This is a genomic window from Pseudomonas silesiensis, assembly GCF_001661075.1.
Classification (GTDB): Bacteria; Pseudomonadota; Gammaproteobacteria; order Pseudomonadales; family Pseudomonadaceae; genus Aquipseudomonas; species Aquipseudomonas silesiensis.
In genome coordinates this window covers 6,057,193-6,079,875 of record NZ_CP014870.1, presented here as the reverse complement: position 1 = coordinate 6,079,875, position 22,683 = coordinate 6,057,193, and the positions used below count along the sequence as shown (strand labels likewise).

Sequence of the window (22,683 nt, the reverse complement as noted above, 5' to 3'; positions counted from 1 at the left end):
CGCGATGAGGCCGGCCTGGGCACCGCAAATCCTTGATCAGATCTCCGGCGTCCAGGTCACCCCGAACATCCACGCCCGACCTTCCTCGCGATACCCATACTGACTACTGTCATGGCTGTACAGCGCCCGGCTGTAACCCTTGTCCAGCAGGTTATCCACCTTCAGCTCAAGCTTGACCTCGCGATTCAGCGCCCAGCTGCTGCGTAACCCCAGCAAGGCATACCCACCCAATGGCTGCTGATTGTTCTCGTCGTCATAGCTGCTGCTCACCGCCTGCCAGCTGGCGCCGAGGCCCAGACGGTCGAACTGCCGATCCAGATCCAGGCTCAAGGTCCGCCGCGCGCGTCGGGCCAGCGTGTGGCCGCTGTCGCGATCCCTTGGGTCGATGATGGCGATGCCGAGGTTGCTCTGCCAGCCGAACAGCTCCTGCTTCAAGGCCGCTTCAAACCCGTTGATCCGGGCCGAGGCAACGTTTTGCGGCCGTGAGTTGCTGCCGAAAATAATCGCGTCTTCCAGGTCCGTGCGATATAGCGAAGCTTCCAGCCGGCTGCTTTCAGTCAGCTGACTGCGCCATTGCAGCTCATAGCTTTTCGAGGTCTCGGGCTTGAGATCAGGGTTGCTGAAGTCCGGGTAGTACAGGTCATTGAAGGTCGGCGCGCGGAAGCCTTCGCTGTAGGTCAGCAACAGATCGTTGTCCGGGTTCAGCGGCAGGGTGAAGGTGCCGCTCCAGCTGTTCTGGCCGCCGAACTGCTGGTTCTGGTCGCGGCGCAATCCCAGTTCCGTGGAAAAACTGTCCGCCTGATAGCGATGCTGGATAAACGCCGCGCGGTTCCAGCGGCTGTCCTCGTCGAAGGGGGTGCTGCTGTTGATGCGGTCTTCGTACCAGTCGCCGCCGAGGATCAGGCTGTTGCGGTCGTTCAGGGTCAGGTCGTTCTGCCAGTTCACCGAGTCGCGATAGGTGTTGAACACGCTGCGCTCCTCGCTGAGCTTGTCGAGTGTCTTCTCGCGGTTTTCGCTGTGGCCGACTTCGACGCGGGTTTTCCAGATCTCGTTAACCCGGGCATCGACGTAGCTGCTGATGCTGCTGACGGCGAAATCGCTGTAAGGCTGCTGCTGGACCGACTCGAAGGTGGTCGTGTCGAAGCGTCCAAAAGGATTGTCGAACGCGCTTTTGCCGCGGTTATCGAGCAGGTTGGCGCCGATTTCGATGTCATCGGTGAGAGCGTGACTCAGGCTCAAACTGACCGATTTGTTGCGGTACTCATCGTGATCGCCGTCGCTGGGATACGACGCGCGGGTGCGATTGATCCCGGCGGTTTCATCGAGACTGGCGCCGAGGTCGAAGCGGGTTTTCTCATCGCCACCCGACAAACCGAGGCTGCGCTCCCAGGTCTGGTTGCTGCCAAAGCCCACATGCATCCGTGGTTGCAGGCCTGGTTCGCCGCCGTGACGGGTAAATATCTGAATCACCCCGCCAATTGCATCACTGCCATAAATCACCGAGCGGGAGCCGCGCAGCACTTCCACGCGCTCGACCTGCTCGATGTTGATGTGTTGCAGGTTGCTGTCGCCGGAGGTCGAGTTACCGATTCGCTGGCCGTCGACCAGCACCAGGCTCTGGGCCGACTTGGTGCCGCGTATGTAAACCCCCGGCAGACTGCCGCGCCCGCCGGTTTGCCCGATCTGTACGCCCGGTACCCGACGCAGCAGATCCGTGACACTGCCCGGTTGCAGGCGGTCGATGTCTTCGCGGGTGAACACGGTGTTGGCGGCGCTGCTGTCGTTGCGGGCTTCCACCTGGCGGTTGGCGCTGATCAGCACGTCAGGCAGTTTCAGGGCTTGATCGCGTTCGAAGGTGTCGGCCAGGAGTGGGCCGGACGGCAGAAGGGTCAGCGTCAGGGCGAGGCGGGAGAGATTCATGGGTTATTCGTAGAAAGCGAAGAGAACTCGGTCCCCTGTAGGAGCTGGCTTGCCAGCGAAGCTTCTGGCGTCTTCGAGGACGCCTTCGCCAGCAAGCCGGCTCCTACAGTGAGCGATTGGGTTTACAAATTGAGCAATTGCAGGCGCTGACGAATCGATGCTTCGATTCCGGCCTCATCCAACCCACATTCCGCCAGCATCTGCGCAGGCTTGGCGTGTTCGACATAGCTATCCGGCAACCCCAGATGCAGCATCGACTTGAGGATGTTTTCCCGGGCGAGGAACTCGCTGACCGCGCCACCGGCACCGCCCATGATCGCGTTCTCTTCGACGGTCACCAACAGCTCGTGGCTGCCGGCGATCTCGCGCACCAGGGCCTCATCCAACGGCTTGACGAAGCGCATGTCGACCACGGTCGCATCCAGCGTCTGGGCAACTTTCAGCGCCTCGGCCAGTTGCACGCCGAACACCAGCAGGGCGACCTTGCTGCCCTGGCGGCGAATCACGCCCTTGCCGATTTCGATCGGTTCGAGGTCTTTCTCGATCGTCGCGTTCGGGCCGGAGCCACGCGGATAACGCACCGCCGCCGGGCCGTCGAACAGGTGGCCAGTGGTGAGCATCTTCCGCAGTTCGTTTTCGTCGCTCGGGGTCATCACCAGCATGCCGGGGATGCAGCGCAGGAACGACAGGTCGAAGCTGCCCGCGTGCGTAGGGCCGTCTTCGCCCACCAGGCCTGCGCGGTCGATGGCGAACAGTACGTCGAGATTTTGCACCGCCACGTCATGCACCAGCTGGTCATAACCCCGTTGCAGGAACGTCGAATAGATCGCTACCACCGGTTTCGCGCCTTCGCACGCCATGCCGGCGGCGAAGGTCACGGCGTGCTGCTCGGCAATCGCCACGTCGAAGTAGCGCTGCGGGAAACGCTCGCTGAACGCCACCAGGTCGGAGCCTTCCTTCATCGCCGGAGTGATGCCCACCAACCGCGAGTCGGCGGCGGCCATGTCGCACAGCCATTCGCCGAATACGCCGGAATACTTCGGTCCGCTGGCTTTCTTCGGCGCAGCGGCCGGCGCGTCCACCGGTTCGAGCTTGGTGATGGCGTGGTAGCCGATCGGGTCGACTTCCGCCGGGGCGAAGCCTTTGCCTTTCTTGGTCACCACGTGCAGGAATTGCGGCCCTTTCAGGTCGCGCATGTTGCGCAGGGTGGCGATCAGGGTCGGCAGGTCGTGGCCATCGATCGGGCCGATGTAATTCCAGCCCAGCTCTTCGAACAGCGTGCCGGGCACCAGCATGCCTTTGGCGTATTCTTCGGTGCGCCGAGCGATTTCCCAAGCGCCGGGCAGGCGCGACAGGACTTTTTTGCTGCCTTCGCGCATGCTCGCGTAAGTGCGGCTGGAAAGGATCTTTGCCAGGTAATTCGACAGCCCGCCAACGTTGCGCGAGATCGACATGTCGTTGTCGTTGAGGATCACCAGCATGTTGGCGTTCACTTCAGGCGCGTGGTTCAGCGCCTCGAACGCCATGCCGGCCGTCAATGCACCATCGCCGATCACGGCAATCGCCTTGCGATCACTGTTCTGCAGGCGGGCGGCAATGGCCATGCCCAGCGCTGCGCTGATCGAGGTGCTGGAGTGTCCGACGCCAAAGGTGTCGTACTCGCTCTCGGAGCGACGCGGGAAAGCGGCGACGCCGTCCTTCTGGCGCAGGGTGCCCATGCGCTCGCGACGGCCCGTGAGGATTTTGTGCGGATAGGCCTGATGACCCACGTCCCACACCAGCCGGTCATCCGGGGTGTCGAAGACGTAATGCAACGCGATGGTCAGCTCGATGACGCCCAGGCCTGCACCGAAATGCCCGCCGGTCTGACCGACCGTATAGAGCAATTCCAGGCGCAACTCATCGGCCAGGGTTTCCAGCTCGGCTTCGCCTAACCGGCGCAGGCCGTCCGGCGTGTTGGCACGGTCGAGCAGGGGCGTGGTCGGGCGTTTGCGGGGAATCTCATGAAACGTCGTGGGCATCAGGCGAATCGTTATAGGTATAAAAGATGCGGCAGTTTACCTGATGCATCGCCCCCTGCCCACGCGTAGGTCTCAAGTTGGCGGATACGCCGTCAGCTGCGCCGGTCGACGATATAGCGGGCCAGGTCGCGTAACGGCTCGGCGGCCGCGTCAAACGGTCGCAGGGCGTGCAGGGCCTGATCGCGCAGTTCCAGGGCGTAGGCCTTGGCTGCGTCGAGGCCGAGCAGGGACGGGTAGGTCGGCTTGTCCCGGGCAATGTCCGCGCCCTGGCGTTTGCCGAGGGTTGCGGTATCGCTTTCGACGTCGAGAATGTCGTCCTGCACCTGAAACGCCAGGCCGATGGCTTGTGCATAAGCCTGCAGCGACGACAGTTGGTCTTTCTCGGCACGGCCGCTGGCCAGGGCGCCGAGTTTGACGCTGGCCTCGATCAATGCACCGGTCTTGTGCCGATGCATGTATTCAAGGGCTTGTTGATCGAGCTTCAGGCCGACCGAACCCAGGTCGATGGCTTGGCCGCCGACCATGCCGGCCGGGCCTGCCGCCAACGCCAGGGCGCTGACCATTTGCAGGCGGGTGTCGGCATCCGCAGTGTTCAGGCGCGGATCGAGCAGGGCGCTGAAGGCCAGGCTCTGCAAACCGTCGCCAGCCAGGATCGCGCAGGCTTCGTCGAATTTCTTGTGGGTAGTCGGCTGGCCACGACGCAGGTCGTCGTCATCCATGGCCGGCAAATCGTCGTGCACCAGGGAATAGGCGTGGATCAGCTCCACGGCACACGCCGCGCCGTTGGCGTGTTCAGCCTCGCCGCCCAGCGCTTCGCAGGCGGCATAGGCCAGCAACGGCCGCACCCGTTTACCGCCATTCATCACGCTGTAGCGCATGGCTTCGTAAAGGCGTGCTAGCTCAGGGCCTGGCGCGATGAACAGGCTTTCCAGTGCCGCGTTGACACGAGCCTGGCTGGTGGCCGAATACGCTGCAATCATTCTGGCAAATCCGCGTCGAAGGGTTCCTCGGCCAACTCGCCATCACGTTCGAGCAGCACCTGAACCTTTTGTTCGGCCTGGGCCAGCGCCGCCTGGCAATCGCGGGTCAGGCCGATGCCTTGCTCGAAAGCCGTCAGCGAGTCTTCCAGGGACAATTCGCCATTCTCCAGACGCTCGACCAGCGTTTGCAGTTCAGCGAGCGATTGTTCGAAATCCAGTGCAGCTTTTTTGCGGGCCATGGCGGCTATTTCCGGTTGACGTTAAACCGGCGCGACACTAGCAGACATGGGGGGTATGGGCAAATGAGCGGGGTATTGGGCGTTGCAATTTGCGGTCTCTTTTAGCGTGATCCGAGTTATTCGGCTCATTTTGTGAGCCGAATAAGCTCGCTATTCGGCTCATGCCCGGCAAATTTCACGATTCCTACAGCAAATAGAGATCTGCCTGATTGTTAAAAAACCGCTGAATGGCTAATCTTCGGGTCTTCTACAACCCCACAGTCACGGGGCTTTCAGACGGAACGCAGGGTTTGGATCTGTAACGCGCCGAGGATCAGGCGCAAGGTTTCGTCGAGGCATGGCAGGAGGCGTCACATGCATTCATTGCTGCTGTTGCTGATGGGGCTGGTCTGCGCCACCGCTGCCAGGGCCGAGCCCACGGCCGAACTGTCGGAACCGGTAGGCGGCTGGCGCTACAACGGCCTGCTGGATCGCAGTGAACAGCCTCAAGTCGCCTATCCCACGCCGCCCATCGACCGGGGCGTGCAGCGCAATCGCACCATGATCGAAGGCCAGCTCAAGGCCATCGGCAACCAACGCGGGCCCCATACCCTGGCGGTCAACGGTAATCCCCTCAATCTGTACACCGACGACCAGGGACGTTTCGCCCGGCCGTATGCCTTTGGCGCCGGCTCCAACAGCGTCGAAGTGCGCAGTGCCGAAGGCCAGTCGCTCAAGCGAGTTCAATTTTATGAAGCCAACAACCTGCGCACGCCGGCGCGGATTCGCGTGGTGCTGGGTTGGGACGATCCGAAAGCCGAGCTCGACCTGCACATCGTTACCCCGGACGGCCAGCATGCGTTCTGGGCGCGCCCGGCGATGAGCAACGGCGGCGGCCTGGACCCGGATGGCGTCGATGGCCCCGGTCCGGAAATGTTCACCATGACCGCGCCGATGCAGGGCACCTATCTGGTTTACGTGAACTATTGGGGCAACTTCGGCAGCGGCGGCTATAACTTCGATGAGCGCGGCAACCAGAACGAGGTGATCACCTCGCAAATCAACCTGGTATTGAACGAAAACACTGTCGACGAGAAACGCGAGACCTTCATCGTGCCCCTGCGCGCGATCGGCGACCTGCTGCTGGTCAAGACTTTCAACTATTGAACATCCCGTACCACGGATTGGGTTTTGTTAAATGAGCGATAACACTGTGACTCCGGCCGCCGCGCCCGCCGCCAAACCTTCCCGGCGCTGGCCGGTGCTCCTGGGCGGATTGTGCCTGGTGGCAGGTGTGGCGGCCGGCTTTGGCTGGTTCATGCATCAGCCCAAGGCACCGCCGGCGCAATTGGCCAGCGACAAACTTGGCATGAGCCGTCCGGACGGTCTGCTCGAAACCCATTCCTTGAGCCAATTGCCCAAGGACTTGCTGGCGGTGCCGTTTCTCAAGGAAACCCTCACCGAAGATTTCGTCTTCTATTACCAAACCCATGCCGATCGTCTCGGCCTGATCGGCAGTCTGCGGCGGATCATTTACGAGCATGACCTGAAACTGCAGGACAGCCTGATCGAGCAGCTGTTCGATCAGCCGGCGGACGTGGCGCTGTGGCGCGGGGCGGATGGCCGGCTCAAGGATTTCCTGTTGGTGATGGATCGCGGTGGCCTGGCCAAGGTGCTGGAACCGCTGGCCAAAGTGGCGCTGGACGATACGCAGCTGACGAGGCTCGGCGAGGTGAACGTCGGTGCCGACGAGGTGGCGCTTTATCAACTCAACTACAACGCCAGCAAGGCGTTGGTGTTCGCCTCCCATGGCGACAAACTGGTGGTGCTGTCCAATCCGGCCAAACTCTACGATCCGGACAGTGGCATGCCTGAAGCGCCGGGCAGCGTCTCGACCCAGGCCATTGCCGCGTTGCTCAATGGCGACAAACTGTTCCCCGAAGCCTTCGGTCTGCAACCCCGTGCCGCAGAGGTGAAACAACGGTTGTCGGTCAATGCCAGTGTCCTGGCCATGGGGTATCAGCGCTTCATCCCGAATTTCGCCGGCCTGCGCTTCGACATGGACGACAAGGGCTGGCACAGCTTCCTTGCCATGGATGAGCTGGAAAATCAGCCGGAATTCGATTTCAAACCAATCTGGCAAGCCATGCCCATGGGGGCCAGCGCTTGCGTGGCCTTGCCGTTGGCCGCTGAACAACAGCAACCGCTGCTGGTGAAACTCGGCGCTGACGATACGGTTGCCCAGGCCCTGACCGAACACATGGCGGGTGCCGCCGGCCTGTGCTGGTATGCCGACTCGCGGCTGTATACGCCATTGTTGGTGGCCAGCCTGAACGACGATGACAGCGCTAAGCTCGACGGCGATCTGGGCAACCTGTTCGGCGCGATGGTCGGTGCCTACGAAGGCAAGGTCGCAGAGCATGCGTTCCCGGTGCTCGAGAAGCAGGAAGGCATGACTCACCAATGGCAACGCCAGGTCAGTACCAACTTCGGCCCCTACAAGGCCAAGGATGCGGAGAACCCGGACGCGATCACCGGCAAGGCCTTCATGCGCGTGAGTCTGGCGCGCCACGGTTCGACGCTGCTGTTTTCCCTCGACGACAAGTTAGTGGATAAAGCCCTCGGCACCCTCGATAAACGCTTCCCGCCGATGGCTGACGTCGTGCCGAAAGACCTGCTGATGCCGGTCTACTTCGGCCCGGACTCCATGGCGCAACTGATGCAGCAGGAAACCCTCGACAGCCTGCCGCAGGATATGGAACCGGTGTTCTACAACGCCGCGCAAACCTATCTGATCCCGAAACTGCGCAAGCTCGGCGGCTACGGGAAATATGCCCTGACCTTGCCTGAAGGCAGCGAACCCGACGGTCACTGGCAATGGTTGCCGCTAGAGTGGAAAGCCCTGTGAGCACACTCATCCGAGGTCTTGGCCTGCTGGCGCTGCTGCTGGGCAGTCGCGTCTTTGCCAGCGAAGCCGCAGCGCTCGACCCGCAGCAATCCCAGGTATTCCGCGCCTGGTTCGTGCGCATCGCCCAGGAACAGCTGACCCAGGGCCCGAGCCCGCGCTGGTACCAACAGGACTGCGCCGGCCTGGTGCGGTTCGCCGCCAACGAAGCGTTGAAAGTCCATGACGATAAATGGCTGCGCAGCAATGGCCTGTCCAACCGCTACCTGCCACCGGAACTGCAACTGAGCGATACGCAACGAAGCCTCGCCCGGCAATGGCAGCAGGGCGGCGGCAAAGTCGGGCCGTACGTGAACGCGATCAAGCTGATCCAGTTCAACAGCCATTTGGTCGGCCGCGATATAGCGCAAGCCCGGCCCGGCGACCTGATGTTTTTCGATCAGGGCGACGACCAGCACCTGATGATCTGGATGGGCCGCTACATCGCCTATCACACCGGCACCACCAGCCCCACAGACAACGGCATGCGTTCCGCAAGCCTGCAGCAACTCATGACATGGAAGGACACCCGATGGATCCCCGACGCAGCCAACCCCAACTTCATCGGCGTCTATCGACTGAACTTTCTCTCCCAATGATCGGTATCCGCATGCTGCGTTTTTTGCCTCTGCTGTTGGTATTGGTGCTGCCGTTTTCGACGGTGTATGCCGAAGACACCGTCGAGCCGAGCGGCTATACGCCAGTGGCCGGTGAAAGTTTTTTCCTGCTGGCCGACAGCAGCTTCGCCAGCGATGAACAGGTGATGGTGCGCCTCGAAGCGCCGGGCCGTGACTATCGCCGGTTCCGCATGGAGCCTTACGGCGGCGCCGACATTCGCGTGTATCGGATCGACAAGCCGCTGGATTTCCTCAAGCGCCAGAAGAACCTCCACCGGGTGGTCAGTGACGGCCAGTTCAAGGGCGAAGGCCTGTCGAATACCCTCGCGTACCTGTGGGACAACTGGTACCGCAAATCCCGTCGGGTGATGCAACGGGCGTTTTCCTACGAGTCGCGTAAACAAGTCACCGAAGAAGTGCCGGAATTGAAGATGGGTACTGCCATCGCCTCGCCAACGCCCTACGATGCGCAGCCGCAATTTGCGCTGATTCCGGGTTTACCGGTGATTAGCCAATTTCGTTATCCACTGTGGCAAGCCAAATCGATCCAGCCCCCTGCCGGGGTGAACCTGGCCGGTTCTTCCAGCGAGTTCGTCAGTGTGGCACCGGGAAACGTGTACATCCCGTTGGGCAACCTGAAGCCGGGTCTGTATCTGGTGGAAGCCCTGATCGGCAAGTACCGCGCGACCACCATGGTCTTCGTCTCCAACACCGTGGCGGTGAGCAAGATAGCCGGTGATGAACTGGTGGTCTGGGCTGCGCACAAACACCAAGGCAGTTCAGTACCGAAGGTCAATGTGCTGTGGACCGATGGCCTGGGCGTGATGAGCAGTGGCGCCACCGATGCCGATGGTTTGCTGCGGTTGAAACACGTCAGCCCGGAACGCTCGTTCGTGATTGGCGAGGACGAGGAGGGTGGGGTGTTCGTCGCTGAAAACTTCTACTACGACAGCGAAATCTATGACACCAAACTCTATGCGTTCACTGACCGGCCGCTGTATCGGCCGGGGGATTGGGTGTCGCTGAAAATCGTCGGTCGCGAATTCAAGAATGCTCGCGACTCGGTGCAGCCGAGTGCCGCCGACGTCAACCTCACCGTGCTCGATGCCACCGGTACAGCACTGCAAAACCTGGCGCTGAAACTCGATTCCAAGGCTGGGACCCAAGGGCGCTTCCAGTTGCCGGACAACGCCGTGGCGGGCGGTTATGAATTGCGTTTCAGCTACAAGGATCAGGCCTACAGCAGCGCCTTCCGCGTTGCCGAATACATCAAGCCACACTTCGAAATTTCCTTGAATCTGGCCAAGCAGGATTACCGCACCGGCGAACCGGTCAAGGGTAGTCTGGTGTTGCTGTACCCGGACGGTAAACCCGTGGCCAATGCCAAATTGAGCCTGAGCCTGCGCGCCCAGCAACTGTCGATGGTCGACAACGAGCTGCAGTATCTCGGGCAATTCCCGGTGGAGTTGACCAGTACCGAACTGACCACCGATGCCAAAGGCAACGCGACCCTCGACCTGCCGGCCGCCGAGAAGCCGAGCCGCTATATGCTCACCGTGTTTGCCAGCGATGGCGCGGCGTACCGGGTCAAGACCACCAAGGAAATCCTCATCGACCGCGGCGCCGCGAATTTCAGTTTGCGCGCTCCCCAGCGATTCAGCGCGGTGGGCGAGAAGGTTGCGTTCAGTTATCTGAATGAAGGTGGCAGCGAACAGAGCAAGGCCGTCATACCGAGCAGTTATGGGTGGGTGCGGCTGGAAGACCAGAGCGCCGGCGAGGGCAAACTGGCCGCCGCCGATAAAGGTTTCACCCTGGCGTTTGAGCGACCGGGCACTTACAACCTGACCTTGAAGGATGACCATGGCCGTGTCGTTGGCGCGACCGGTCATTCGGTCACCGGCGATGGCGTCAAGGCCGTGCCGGGCACCGTAGAAATCGTCCTCGATAAACCGGAGTACAAGGCCGGCGATGGAGCGCTGGCTCTGATCACTTTCCCCGAGCCGGTCAGCGATGCATTGCTGTCGCTGGAGCGGGACAATGTCGAGGCCACCGCGCTGCTGTCAAAGGGCGGCGACTGGCTGCAGTTGGAAAAACTCAGCGAGACGCAATACCGCGCGCGGATCCCGGTGAAAGACAGTTTCGCGCCAAACCTGACTTTCTCTGTGCTCTACACCAAGGGCGGTCAGTACAGTTTTCAGAACGCCGGCATCAAGGTTGTTGCGCCGCAAATCGACGTAGCGATCGCCACCGACAAAGAGTCGTATCAACCTGGCGACACGGTGTCTATCGACCTCACGACTCAATTCGCCGGCAAGCCGATCCCGGCGCACCTGACGGTCAGCGTGGTGGATGAAATGGTCTACGCATTGCAACCGGAAGTTGCACCGAGCATCGACCAGTTCTTCTATCACCCGCGCCGCAATAACGTGCGAACCAGTGCCAGTCTGTCGTTCATCAGCTATGACGTGGCACTGCCGGGCAGCCCGGGAGCACCGGGCAAAGCCAACCGCAGCGAGCGTGGGGTGAAAGTGCTGGAGCGACCGCGTCGCGAAGACGTCGACACCGCCGCCTGGCAGCCGGAATTGATGACCGATGCCAATGGCAAGACCCGCTTCACCTTCAAGATGCCGGACTCCTTGACCCGCTGGCGCATCACCGCCCGGGCCATCGCCGATGATGGTCGGGTCGGGCAGAAGAAACAGTTCGTCCATTCGGAAAAACCGCTGTACCTGAAGTGGAGCGGGCCAACTCGATTCCGCAGTGGCGACAAACCGGAGCTCGGTGTGTTCGCCTTCAGCCAGGCCAAGAAACCGGTAGCGGCTGAGCTGGTGATCCATGACGGCGGCACTGAACAGCGTGTTCCGGTGACGTTGAATAACGGCATCAATTACATCCCGCTGCCCACATTCGCATTGGCCAACGGTGAGTGGACCGCCGAGTTGGTGCAAGACGGCAAAACCGCTGATGCCTTGAGCGTGCGCCTGACCGCGACCGGTGAAGGTTGGCAGGTCACTCAAAGCCAGAGCCTGGACGTAGCCAGCGGTGATACGCCGCTGACCTTGCCGGCGGACGCGACGGATATTCGCCTGCGCCTGGATGACAGTGCGCAAGCGCTGTTCCGTTCGGCACTGGATGATCTGCTGAGTTACCCCTACGGCGGCGTGGAACAGACCGCCAGCCGATTGCTGCCATTGAGCATCGCCTATCCGACCCTGTCGTCTAACCCGCGGATCCGCGATCGCTTGCGCCTGATCATGCAGAACAGCCGCCTGCGCCTGGTGCAAATGGCCGGGCCGTCGGCGAGCTTCACCTGGTGGGGCATGGAGGGTGAGCCGGATGCGTTTCTTACCGCTTACGCCTACTACGCCGACTGGCACGCCAGCAAGGCGTTGGGGTTGAGCCTGCCACCGGAGCATTGGCAGCGGGTGCTGGAGGTCTATGCGAAACAGGCGAAGAACACGCCGCTGTTGCAGCGGGCGCTGATTGTGTCGTTCGCCAAACAGATGCAATTGCCGGTGAACACCTTGCTCAGTGGCTTGATGGATGACCTGGCGAACGCCGGCGAGGGTAATGCCGCAAACCAGATGGACGATGGCGAAGACAGCATCGTCATGAGCGATCCGGATTCTGCGTTGGGGTTGGCCAGTGCTCGCGTGTTGACCGCGTCTTTGGCTCGCCAGGCGAAGGTCGATGCGCCAGAGGCTTTCACTCGGCAACTGGCGGATGCGCAGCAGCGCGTGGAAGTCAGTTCCCAGCCGTTTGCTGAAGCGTTGAATCTGTCGCTGCAAGGCTTCGATCAGGCTCACGCTCAAGCACTGCTGCAGCGTTTGCTGCCACAGCAATCGACACTGGAGCGTGCGTTGGCGCTGGTCTGGCTGCAACGCAGCATCGAACAGGCATCGCCCGCCGTCGCACTGACGCCGGGTGAAGGCTGGAAGCAGGCGCAGGGGGCGACCGGTGAAGTTTACTGGGCGTGGCAGGGGGCTTCGGCCGTGCCTGGGGCTCTGTCCCTGGCTGGCGCGCAAGAGCGTCCGCTGCGGGCCGCATTGAGTTATCAGACCCGGCAACCTGCAGTCGAGCCGATGGCCGTGACCATCACCCGTCGCCTGTCCCGTCTGGTACCGGGTGACGAAGCCTTTACCTTCAAACTGGAAGCGGTCGGCAACAAGCCGTTGGCCAGCGACAGCCTCTACCTGGACGAAGTGATCATCACCAGCAAAGCCGCGCAACCGCTGCGCTATGGCATGCTCGAAGTGCCGCTGCCACCGGGTGCGGACGTCGAGCGCACCACCTGGGGCATCAAACTCATGGACAAGGCCGGCACCGAGCCGACGGCGTTGGAAAAAGCACGTTTCGAGCCGGGGCAAATGGCCTACGCCATTCCAGTCGACGCCTTGAGCGGCGAATTGCGCCTGCGTCACTTGGTGCGCTTCTCGCAAAAAGGTCAGTTCAACCTGCCGCCGGTTCGCTTCACCCAGGTCTATGCGCCGCAGCATCAGGCCCAGGAACAAAAGCCGGCACTGGGCCAGGTCACGGTCCACTGACATGACCCGGTCCCTGGTCTGGATGCTGCTGTGCTTGATTCCTGTACTGGCGACTGCGCAGGACGAGCCGCTACGCCTGGGCTTCAAAGGTGAATTGCTCTCCTTGAGCCGGACTCGGGTGATCGCGCGCGAGCCATTGTCTTCCGGGCTGGAGACCCCGCTGGGCAGTGTGTGGAAGTTATTCGTCTACGGCTGGCTGGTGGATACCGGCGCGCGTGAACCGGCTTATGAATGTCGCGGGCAGTCGAAAGAGGAAGTTTATTGCTGCACGGCGGGCAGCAAGATCGAGCGCGATCAGGCACTGGTCAACTCGTGCGGGTTGTATTTCGAGCCTGGGCGCTTGGGCATTTCTGGCGTTGAGTGGCGCCAGTATTGGCAGGCGCGCCAAGCGCCTGAGTGGTTGCTGGACTTGCCGTCGTTGCAGCCTGCCACTCGGGTCCCAGTGACTGAATTGTTGCGGGCGCTGAGCATGATACCGGGACAGGATCAGGCACGCCGGGTGTTGTTGGACGTGGTCTTGAATGCCGCTGATGGCAATGTCGTGGGTGAACTTGGCGGCCGGCTGCGGGTGAAAACCTGGAGTTGGCTGGACGACCAGGACCCTGCGTCGCGCCAGGGTGGGTTTGCCGGGTGGTTGGCGGATGGAACGCCGGTCTGGGCAGGTGGCCGGGGGACCAGTCAGATGATCTTGCGAAATTATGGTGCAGCCTTGTCAACCGTGCTGCCGGTTGAGTGGCCAGCAGACGCCGGGCGTTGCGTCGAAGTCGGGCTGTTTTCGCGCTATCCGGTTGGACGCGTCCTGGCGGGGGATCGTGTTGTTGCGCCCGGTCACATGCAGGGCGATTATCGGGTCGAATTCGCCAACGGCAACCAACTCGATATCCACAGCGACGGCGAACTGTTTTTAACGGGCGACAAGCTGGTTGCCCGCCTGGACCGCGAAGAATACGTCGCTCGCGTCCTGCAGCGCGAAGCCAGGGCCGAACCCGCCGAAGCCGCTAAAGCCCTGGCCGTCGCCATCCGCACCTACCTCCTGCAAAACGCCAGCCGCAACGGCGACTGCCTGAGCATCGACGACAGCAGCAATCGCCAGCGTGTCGCCCCGCGCCCGGCCACCGCCGAGTCGCGCAATATCGCCGCCTGGACCAGCGACCTGGTCCTCGCCGGCAGCACCGTCACCTACCACTCCGACCAACCCGGCCCGAACCAACTCTCCTGGCAACAAGCCGTCGAACAAGCCAGTACCGGCCAACGCTACGACGCCATCCTGCTGCACGCCTATCCACGTGCCAGCCTCAGTCGCTGGGACAATCCCGTGGCCTCCTGCGAAGCACTCTCCGCCGCCCAGGACTGGCTACAAAAACAGCGCCGCGGCTGGCGCCAACGCCTGGAAAGCGAAACCGGCTACAACGAAGTCAGCACCTTCGCCGTCTGTCGCCTCACCTTCGGCCGGCCCCATGTCGACCGCGAACGCCAGCGCATCTACGTGCGCGGCGTGCTGTCACTGCAAGACCGTCTAGACCTGACCCACGAGTACCTGCACCTGGCCTTCGAAGCACACCCCAACGGCCAGAATGAAGCCTACATCGAAGGGCTCGCCCGCCACCTCTTGCTGGAATAGACCATGAAACTCCGTTATCCACAGGGCTTGCTGTTCCTTTTCGCCTGTTGCGTATTGCCGATGACGATCGCCGCCGATAGCGCAGTCAAACTCGACACTCCGGTGGGTGGCTGGCGTACCGGAGCACCTGAAGGTGAAGGCGAAAATTTCCGCCAGGTCGTCAACTACCCCGCGTCCTCGGTGAACACCCCGGTCGGGCAGGCCAACACCGCACGCATCACCGGCCAGATCAAGGCCACGCCCAAGCCCGATGAGCCCGGCCGGTTGATTGTCAATGGCGTCAGCATGCCGCTGAAAATCGATCCCGCTGGCCGCTTTGATCGACCGTTCTCATTCCCCAACGGCAGCAACAGCGTCGAAGTGCGCAGCGCCGATGGCCAGCAACGCCACCGCACGCAGTTCCTCAACACCAGCGGCGGCGCCACCGCGGCCAAATTGCGGGTGCTGCTGGCATGGGACAGCGATGGCACGGATCTGGATCTGCACCTGATAACCCCGGATGGCGCGCACATCTGGTACGGCGATCGCGTCGTCCCCAACGGTGCGGCGCTCGATGTCGACGTGACGACAGGCTACGGCCCGGAAATCTTTGCCATGCCGGCGCCGATCAAAGGTCAGTACCTCGTTTACGTGAACTATTTCGGGGGCGGGTACCGGAGTGATGAACAGGGGCAGGAGGAGGCGGTTCAACCGCTGACGACGGCGCAGGTGACGGTGATTACGGAGGAGGGGACGCCGGACGAGAAGATGGAGACGTTCCTGGTGCCGATGCGGGCGGTGGGGGAGTTGACGTTGGTTAAGGGGTTTAGTTATCCGTGAGGCTCAGCTACAGCGAACGCAGCATTGCTTACATGGACTCACCAGCTTGAGCTACTTGCCATTCCATTACAGGGGTTTATAGCAATTGTGCAGCAGCTTGTTGCACAAATTCCACGTCCGACCACGCTTCGGCAAAAGCGCGCATGTACTTGAGGTTGCGTAAGGAAAACCCTTCGAATCAGTCAGCAGGTTGCTGACTGATTCGGTCCTGAGCATCTTGATAAGCGGCTTCACCTTCTCGCTTTCCAATGGCGATCACAAACACCACAACCTCTTGATCAATCACTTGATAGATCAGCCGATAGCCGGCACTGCGTAGCTTTATCTTGTAGCAATCTGGCAAATTACGAAGTCGGTTGGCTTCAACGCGAGGGTTTTTCAACACCTCAACAAGCTTCTTTTTGAACTGCTGGCGCAAGGTGCCGCCCAGTTTGTTCCACTCTTTCAATGCGCGACGATCAAATTCGAGGCTATAGGTCATCCAGGCTAACCTTGACTCGCTGAGGGGCGGCAAGGCGCTCGGTGACCACTGCAATGAGGGCTTCATCCTCTTCGCTAAGTAATGCTGCCTTGAAAGGCAATTTGCCTCGTTCGGCGACGTATTGGAGTGTTTGGCGCAGAAGCTCGGAGGGCGTTACGCCGAGTTTTTCCAGCTCGGCAAATGAACGCTGCTTCAGGTCATCGTCAATGCGAATGTTGATAGAAGCCATGGTGAGATACCTGTAATGACGTTTGTCGTTACGGTAGCAATTGCTTCCCTGCTTCACAACCTCTTGTTCAGAGTTTTAGACGACGGGTCTGCTTTCTGTCAGGCATTAAAAAGCCGGCTTGTGGGCGGCGTTATTTTTGGGTATTTACCTTGTTTTGTTGGTGTTTGTGGCTTTAGAGATTTCTGTCCCCCCATTTGTCCCCCCACTGTGTCCGTTCGTGCACCCAACCATCAGACTCAAGGTTGGGATCATTATGGCGCTCATTAGGCTGGAATTTGTGTACGTGGCAATCTGCCGGCTAGTAATCCGTGATATTCGTTGCAAGCTCCATGATAATCCCCTCAGCTCGCATAAAGGGAATCCTTCATATGGAACTGATCGACAACATCAATACCCTGCTTGGTGAAAGCCTAAAAGGTACGATTAAGCCGGGTTCGAAGCTGAAGATCGCTGCTTCGTGCTTTTCGATCTACGCCTACGTGGCGCTGAAGAAGGAGCTGGAGAGCATAGACTCCTTGGAGTTCATCTTCACCTCGCCGACCTTCGTCCCCAATGAGGTCAGCGACAAGATCAAGAAGGAGCAGCGCGAGTTCTATATCCCCAAGGCGGAGCGCGAGCGCAGCCTGACTGGTAGTGAGTTTGAGATCCAGTTGAAGAATCAACTTACTCAAAAAGCCATCGCCAGGGAGTGTGCAGACTGGATACGCCGTAAGGCTACCTTCCGTTCCAACCGTGCTCAGGCTCCGATGCAGCCCTTTATCGGTGCACAGGCTGAGGCGGGCGACGCCGTATTTATGCCCGTTCAGGGATTTACAGCTGTCGATCTGGGCTACCAGAAAGGTGATGCGCTCTCAAACATCGTTTCCCGTTTCGATGAACCAGCCCACACGGGCATGTTCCTCAACTTGTTCGAGCAAATTTGGAGCGACTCGGAAAAACTTGAAGATGTGACTGGTCGACTCTGCGACCACATCGCATCGGTCTACCAGGAGAACCCCCCAGAGCGAATCTATTTTCTAATGCTCTACAACATCTTCCGCGAGTTTCTGGAAGACGTAAATGAGGACGTCCTACCCAATGACCGCACCGGCTATCAGGACAGTCTGATTTGGCAAAAGCTGTTCAACTTTCAGCGCGACGCGGCCACCGGACTGATCAATAAACTGGAAACCTACAGCGGCTGCATCCTGGCGGACAGCGTGGGCCTGGGTAAAACCTTCACCGCATTGGCGGTGATCAAGTATTACGAGCTGCGCAACAAGTCGGTTTTGGTGCTCTGCCCTAAGAAGCTCTCCGACAACTGGCGCAACTACAACCAGAACCTTAAGACCAACATTTTTGCCAAGGATCGCTTCAACTACGACGTGCTCTGTCACACCGATCTGACTCGTACCCGTGGTGAGTCACTGGGCATTCCGCTGGATCGCGTCAATTGGGGTAACTACGACCTAGTTGTGATCGATGAGTCGCACAATTTCCGTAACAACGACGTCTATAAAGACAAAGAGACCCGTTACCAGCGGCTGATGAATCAGGTCATTCGTCAAGGTGTGAAAACCAAAGTGCTGATGCTTTCGGCCACCCCGGTCAACAACCGTTTTAGTGACTTGCGAAACCAGTTGGCCTTGGCCTACGAGGGCGAGAGCGACAACCTTAGTAAGAAGCTTCGCACTGAAAAGGACATCGACGGTATTTTCCGTCGCGCCCAGGCAGCCTTTAATGTGTGGACCGGTCTGCCACCCGAAAAACGTACTGCAGCTGCGATTCTCAATACCCTTGATTTCGACTTCTTCGAACTGCTCGACAGCGTCACCATTGCCCGATCGCGCCGGCATATCGAGACCTTCTACAACACCGCCGACATCGGCAGTTTTCCTGAGCGCCGCAAGCCCCTATCGTTTCATTGCCCGTTGACTCCGCGTGGTGACGTCATCGGCTTCAACGAAATCTTCAACCGGTTGTCGCTGCTTAAGCTCGCCGTGTACGCACCGGTTAGCTATATCCTGCCCAGTCGGTTGAAAAAATACGAAGAGATGTACGACACCGAAGTGGAGGGAGGTAAAGGCAAGCTCAAACAGGTTGACCGTGAGAGAAGCCTGCAAGCGCTGATGACTACCAACCTGCTAAAGCGGCTCGAGAGCTCGGTCGAGTCTTTCCGTCTGACCCTGAAAAATCTGCAAAACACGCATCGGAGCGCGCTGGATAAAATCGCCACTTTCAAGAAAACCGGCCTTGCCAGTGACTTCGCCGACGTTACCGCGGCCTTTGAAGATACCGATTTTGACGACGATAATTTACCTTTGCCCGGCGACATTACCATCGGTAAGAAGATTCAGATCAGCTTGGAAGACATGGACGTGCCGTCTTGGGAGCAAGACCTGCAAGGTGACCTGATCTTCATTGAAGAGTTGTTGGCTGAAATGGCCAAAGTCACACCAGCCGACGACGCCAAACTGCAGCACCTGAAAACCCAGATCACCAGCAAGCTGGCATCACCGATCAATCCTGGAAATCGCAAGGTGCTGATTTTTACCGCCTTCGCCGATACCGCCAATTACCTTTACGACAACCTGGCTGAGTACCTGCTGAGCACTCACAAGGTACATTCTGGCAAGGTCACCGGCAGCGATGTGCCCAAGTCCACCCTTGGCACTATGCCGGGCAGTCGCCAGACTTACGACTTCCAGGGTTTGCTGACGCTGTTCTCGCCGCGTTCGAAAGAAAAAGCAGTGATTTATCCAGATGAGGCCCGTGAAATCGACATTCTCATCGGCACCGACTGCATCTCCGAAGGCCAGAACCTGCAAGACTGCGACTACTTGATCAACTATGACATTCACTGGAATCCGGTGCGCATCATCCAGCGCTTCGGTCGGGTAGATCGTATTGGTTCGCAGAATACCAGTATTCAGTTGGTCAACTACTGGCCAGACATAAGCCTTGACGAGTACATCAACCTCAAAGAGCGGGTTGAAAATCGCATGATGATTGCTGACGTTACCGCCACCGGTGACGACAACGTGCTCAACGCCCAGGCCAACGACGTGGCCTATCGCAAAGAGCAGCTGCGACGCTTGCAGGATGAAGTGATTGAGATGGAAGACATAAAGACCGGCGTCTCCATCACCGACCTCGGCCTCAACGATTTTCGCATGGACTTGCTCAATTACATCAAGGCAAATGGTGACCTTGATAACATTCCCAATGGTTTGCACACCGTCGTGCCGGCTGAGCAAGAGCTTGGATTAGTGCCCGGCGTAATTTTCACTTTGCGCAATCGCAAGCACGGTTTCAGCCTTAATCAACAGAATCGACTGCATCCCTTTTACCTGATCTATATCAGTCTTGAAGGGCAGATCATCAGTGATCAGACAGAAGCCAAGCGCCTGCTGGATCTGGCGCGTAGCGCTTGTAAGGGCCACAGTCAGCCGATTCGTGACGCCTATCAGTTGTTCAATCAAGCAACTGAAGACGGGCGTAACATGCGCGCCTACTCCAATCTGCTCGACCAAGCGATTCGCTCGATGATCGATTTGAAGGAAGAGAAGGACATCGATAGTCTGTTCAGCGGCGGTAAGACCACCGCGTTGGTCGACACCATCTCTGGGCTGGATGATTTCGAGCTTATTACTTTCATCGTCATTCAGGGCACGGCATGAGCCAGGCCCCAGTTACACCACCAGTCACGCCCGCGCTGTTTAGTTTTCCTTCACAGGCCAAGGTTGGCCGCGTGGTGGCGAAGAACAAAATCTACGAGCGCGGCTCTGTCGGCTCGACGCTGCGCGAAAAGTTTGTTGCCCAGGTCGAGCAAATCACCTGGCAGTACAAACTGGCCCCGGAAACTATTAACCTCCCGGCGCGGGGCGGTGTCGTAGAAATTCAGATTTTCGACATCGTACTGAAATCAGCTGAGTTGGATGAAGATGTGCTGCGCGCTATCGACCGCGCTATCCCGTTGCCGATCATCTTCCAGTTGCACCATGAGCAATGCACCCGCATGGTGGCGACCTTTAAGCGCCCGAGCGAAGCCGATCCCAGCAAGTGGGTCATTGATGGCTACTTCTCGGGAGCCTGGTTAGCTGCTGATACCGAGCGGCAGCTACTGCCGGTGGCGCTGGATCTGTATGGCCTTTACGAACAACTGCTGCGTAGCTTGCTACCCAAACCAGCGAGGCTTGGTGAAAGTCTTTCAGAGCAGCTGCAGCGACTGACCCGACTGCGCAGCTTGCAAGGCGAGCAACGCAAGCTGGAGGCGCGTTTGCACAAAGAAATACAGTTCAACCGCAAAGTGGAGCTCAACGCTCAATTGCGGGAACTGAATACCAAAATTGATCAGCTGAGCGCGTAAGCGCCAGTTCGCACCCAAGAATTTAAGAATTACAGGACGTCCCATGGACAAGCTGAAGATGCACTCTCAAAACCTGACCGAAGCCAATATCGATAAGCTGGCCGCGTTGTTTCCCAATTGCGTTACCGAGGCTCGGGATGCAGCGGGTGAGCTGAAGAAGGCCATTGACTTCGACCTGCTGCGTCAGGAATTGTCTTCTTCTATCGTTGACGGACCACAGGAGCGCTATCAGCTGAATTGGCCGGGTAAGCGCGAAGCGTTGTTGATGGCTAATGCACCAATTGCGAAGACTCTCCGACCTTTCCGGGATGAAAGTATTGATTTCGATTCGACAAGAAATTTATTTATTGAAGGGGATAATCTTGAAGCCCTAAAGCTTTTGCAGGAGGTTTATTTAAATCGAGTAAAGATGATTTACATAGATCCACCCTACAATACGGGGAACGATTTTATCTATGATGATGATTTTTCCGAAAATAGCGAAGCCTATTTTGAACGATCAAATCAACAAGATGCAACTGGTCGACGACTTGTAGCAAATACTGAGGCTAATGGTAGGTTTCACTCTGATTGGCTTTCGATGATGTATCCGAGAATAAAGCTTGCCTGGAATCTTCTCAAAGATGATGGCTCTCTATTTATTTCGATTGACGATAATGAAGTTGATAGCTTGAAGAAGATTTGTGACGAAATTTTTGGTGCTCAAAATTTCGTGGCGACTGTTATTTGGCAAAAAGTATATGCCCCAAAGAATAGCGCGAAACACTTTTCAGAGGACCATGATTACATAGTGATTTATGCAAAAAATGCAGCCTCTTGGACTCCTACACTGTTAGATCGAACAGCTGAGCAGGATGCGTTGTATAAAAATCCGGACCAAGACACGCGTGGGCCCTGGATGTCAGACAATCTTACCGCTCGAAATGCATATGCAGATGGCCAGTATGAAGTGGAGGGGCCCACCGGTAAGGTATTTGTTCCTGGTAGGGGCCTATACTGGCGGCATTCCAAGGCGAACTTCGAAAAGCTTATTGCTGATAATCGAATTTGGTGGGGGGCTGACGGAAATAACATGCCTCGTTTGAAACGTTTCTTGTCTGAGGTCTCTGGGGGGCGGGTTCCGCAGACATTGTGGTCTTATAAAGAAGTAGGGCACACCCAAGAGGCAAAGCGAGAACTGCTCGATTATGTTTCATTCAAAAATACAGAGAATGTGCTGAATTCGGTTAAGCCTACTAAATTGTTAAAGAGGGCCATCAAAATAGCTACGTCCGCTAACTCGGACGATATAGTTATGGACTTTTTTGCTGGTAGTGCTCCCGCTGGGCAAGCGGTTGTTGCTCTAAATATGGAAGATGGTGGTAATCGCCGATATATTCTGGTCCAAATTCCAGAGGTGCTTCCTGCTCCAGAAGACGGGTTTGAAACGATTGCTGATCTCGCTAAGTCAAGGCTCAGAAATTTTTCTGCTAAGGTTGAGTCTGATTCAAATTCCCAAGAAGGTAGTAGTGATGGTTTAAAACTCGATGTCGGATTTAGGTATTTCAAAATTGATACCTCAAATATGAACGAGGTTTACTACATCCCGGATGCAGTTCGCCAGGATTTGCTATCCGATCAAGTTGATAATATCCGCGAAGACCGCACTGCTGAAGACCTACTTTTTCAGGTGTTGCTGGACTGGGGGGTAGATCTAGCCCTTCCTATCACCCAGCAAATTATCGCTGGTAAGACCGTGTACTTCGTTGACGGCAATGCACTGGTCGCCTGCTTCGATATCGGTATCGACGAAGACTTCATCAAACAGCTCGTTGGGCATAAGCCGCTACGTGTGGTTTTCCGCGACGCTGGCTTCGCCAGTGATAGCGTAAAAATTAATGTCGGGCAGATGTTTAAATTGCTTTCGCCAGCTACCGAAATCAAGACGCTATAAGGGGCTGA

15 protein-coding genes are annotated in these 22,683 nt (G+C 58.4%); 9 read left to right on the top strand and 6 right to left on the bottom strand.

Annotated elements, in window-relative coordinates; all coding sequences use genetic code 11:
• Positions 1–36: 36 nt before the first annotated feature.
• The 4 genes from PMA3_RS26905 to PMA3_RS26890 form a co-directional block, all read right to left on the bottom strand.
• Entirely contained in the window at positions 37–1,920 is a 1,884-nt protein-coding gene (locus PMA3_RS26905; protein WP_064680014.1) for a TonB-dependent receptor domain-containing protein, read from the bottom strand.
• Between the two features lie 122 nt (positions 1,921–2,042).
• Complete coding sequence (gene dxs, locus PMA3_RS26900) at positions 2,043–3,941, bottom strand: 1-deoxy-D-xylulose-5-phosphate synthase (protein ID WP_064680013.1); 1,899 nt, start codon at positions 3,939–3,941, stop codon at positions 2,043–2,045.
• A gap of 92 nt (positions 3,942–4,033) precedes the next feature.
• A complete protein-coding gene (gene ispA, locus PMA3_RS26895) occupies positions 4,034–4,921 on the bottom strand; it encodes a (2E,6E)-farnesyl diphosphate synthase (protein WP_064680012.1) in 888 nt (295 codons plus the stop codon).
• A complete protein-coding gene (locus PMA3_RS26890) occupies positions 4,918–5,160 on the bottom strand; it encodes an exodeoxyribonuclease VII small subunit (RefSeq protein ID WP_064680011.1) in 243 nt (80 codons plus the stop codon). The genes ispA and PMA3_RS26890 overlap by 4 nt, the downstream gene beginning before the upstream one ends.
• A 354-nt stretch (positions 5,161–5,514) precedes the next feature.
• Here PMA3_RS26890 and PMA3_RS26885 point away from each other — a divergent pair, with 354 nt between their 5' ends.
• The 6 genes from PMA3_RS26885 to PMA3_RS26860 are packed head-to-tail and all read left to right on the top strand — an operon-like array spanning position 5,515 to position 15,684.
• On the top strand, positions 5,515–6,306 hold the full coding sequence (locus PMA3_RS26885) for a YfaP family protein (RefSeq protein WP_064680010.1): 792 nt from the start codon (positions 5,515–5,517) through the stop codon (positions 6,304–6,306).
• A 31-nt stretch (positions 6,307–6,337) separates the two neighbouring features.
• Complete coding sequence (locus tag PMA3_RS26880; protein WP_064680009.1) at positions 6,338–8,047, top strand: DUF2138 domain-containing protein; 1,710 nt, start codon at positions 6,338–6,340, stop codon at positions 8,045–8,047.
• Positions 8,017–8,682, top strand: coding sequence for a DUF1175 domain-containing protein (locus PMA3_RS26875; protein ID WP_064680008.1), 666 nt, complete (start codon positions 8,017–8,019; stop codon positions 8,680–8,682). Before PMA3_RS26880 ends, PMA3_RS26875 begins: the two co-directional genes overlap by 31 nt.
• Positions 8,679–13,244, top strand: a complete 4,566-nt coding sequence (locus PMA3_RS26870; RefSeq protein WP_082930436.1) for an alpha-2-macroglobulin family protein — start codon at positions 8,679–8,681, stop codon at positions 13,242–13,244. Before PMA3_RS26875 ends, PMA3_RS26870 begins: the two co-directional genes overlap by 4 nt.
• A gap of 1 nt (position 13,245) precedes the next feature.
• Positions 13,246–14,865 (top strand): DUF2300 domain-containing protein, encoded by a 1,620-nt coding sequence (locus PMA3_RS26865; protein ID WP_064680007.1) that lies wholly within the window; start codon positions 13,246–13,248, stop codon positions 14,863–14,865.
• A 3-nt stretch (positions 14,866–14,868) separates the two neighbouring features.
• On the top strand, positions 14,869–15,684 hold the full coding sequence (locus PMA3_RS26860; RefSeq protein WP_064680006.1) for a YfaP family protein: 816 nt from the start codon (positions 14,869–14,871) through the stop codon (positions 15,682–15,684).
• Between the two features lie 178 nt (positions 15,685–15,862).
• Here PMA3_RS26860 and PMA3_RS26855 read toward each other — a convergent pair whose 3' ends face one another.
• Entirely contained in the window at positions 15,863–16,165 is a 303-nt protein-coding gene (locus PMA3_RS26855) for a type II toxin-antitoxin system RelE family toxin (protein ID WP_064680005.1), read from the bottom strand.
• Positions 16,155–16,394 carry a type II toxin-antitoxin system RelB/DinJ family antitoxin gene (locus tag PMA3_RS26850; RefSeq protein WP_054616768.1) on the bottom strand — a complete coding sequence of 80 codons (240 nt, stop codon included), beginning with the start codon at positions 16,392–16,394 and terminating at the stop codon, positions 16,155–16,157. Before PMA3_RS26850 ends, PMA3_RS26855 begins: the two co-directional genes overlap by 11 nt.
• Positions 16,395–16,762: 368 nt before the next feature.
• Here PMA3_RS26850 and PMA3_RS26845 point away from each other — a divergent pair, with 368 nt between their 5' ends.
• The 3 genes from PMA3_RS26845 to PMA3_RS26835 are packed head-to-tail and all read left to right on the top strand — an operon-like array spanning position 16,763 to position 22,675.
• On the top strand, positions 16,763–20,053 hold the full coding sequence (locus PMA3_RS26845; RefSeq protein ID WP_064680004.1) for a helicase-related protein: 3,291 nt from the start codon (positions 16,763–16,765) through the stop codon (positions 20,051–20,053).
• On the top strand, positions 20,050–20,742 hold the full coding sequence (locus PMA3_RS26840) for a DUF4391 domain-containing protein (protein WP_064680003.1): 693 nt from the start codon (positions 20,050–20,052) through the stop codon (positions 20,740–20,742). The genes PMA3_RS26845 and PMA3_RS26840 overlap by 4 nt, the downstream gene beginning before the upstream one ends.
• Positions 20,743–20,785: 43 nt before the next feature.
• Positions 20,786–22,675: a site-specific DNA-methyltransferase gene (locus PMA3_RS26835; RefSeq protein WP_064680002.1), complete on the top strand. Its 1,890-nt coding sequence runs from the start codon at positions 20,786–20,788 to the stop codon at positions 22,673–22,675.
• The last annotated feature ends 8 nt before the right edge of the window (positions 22,676–22,683 follow it).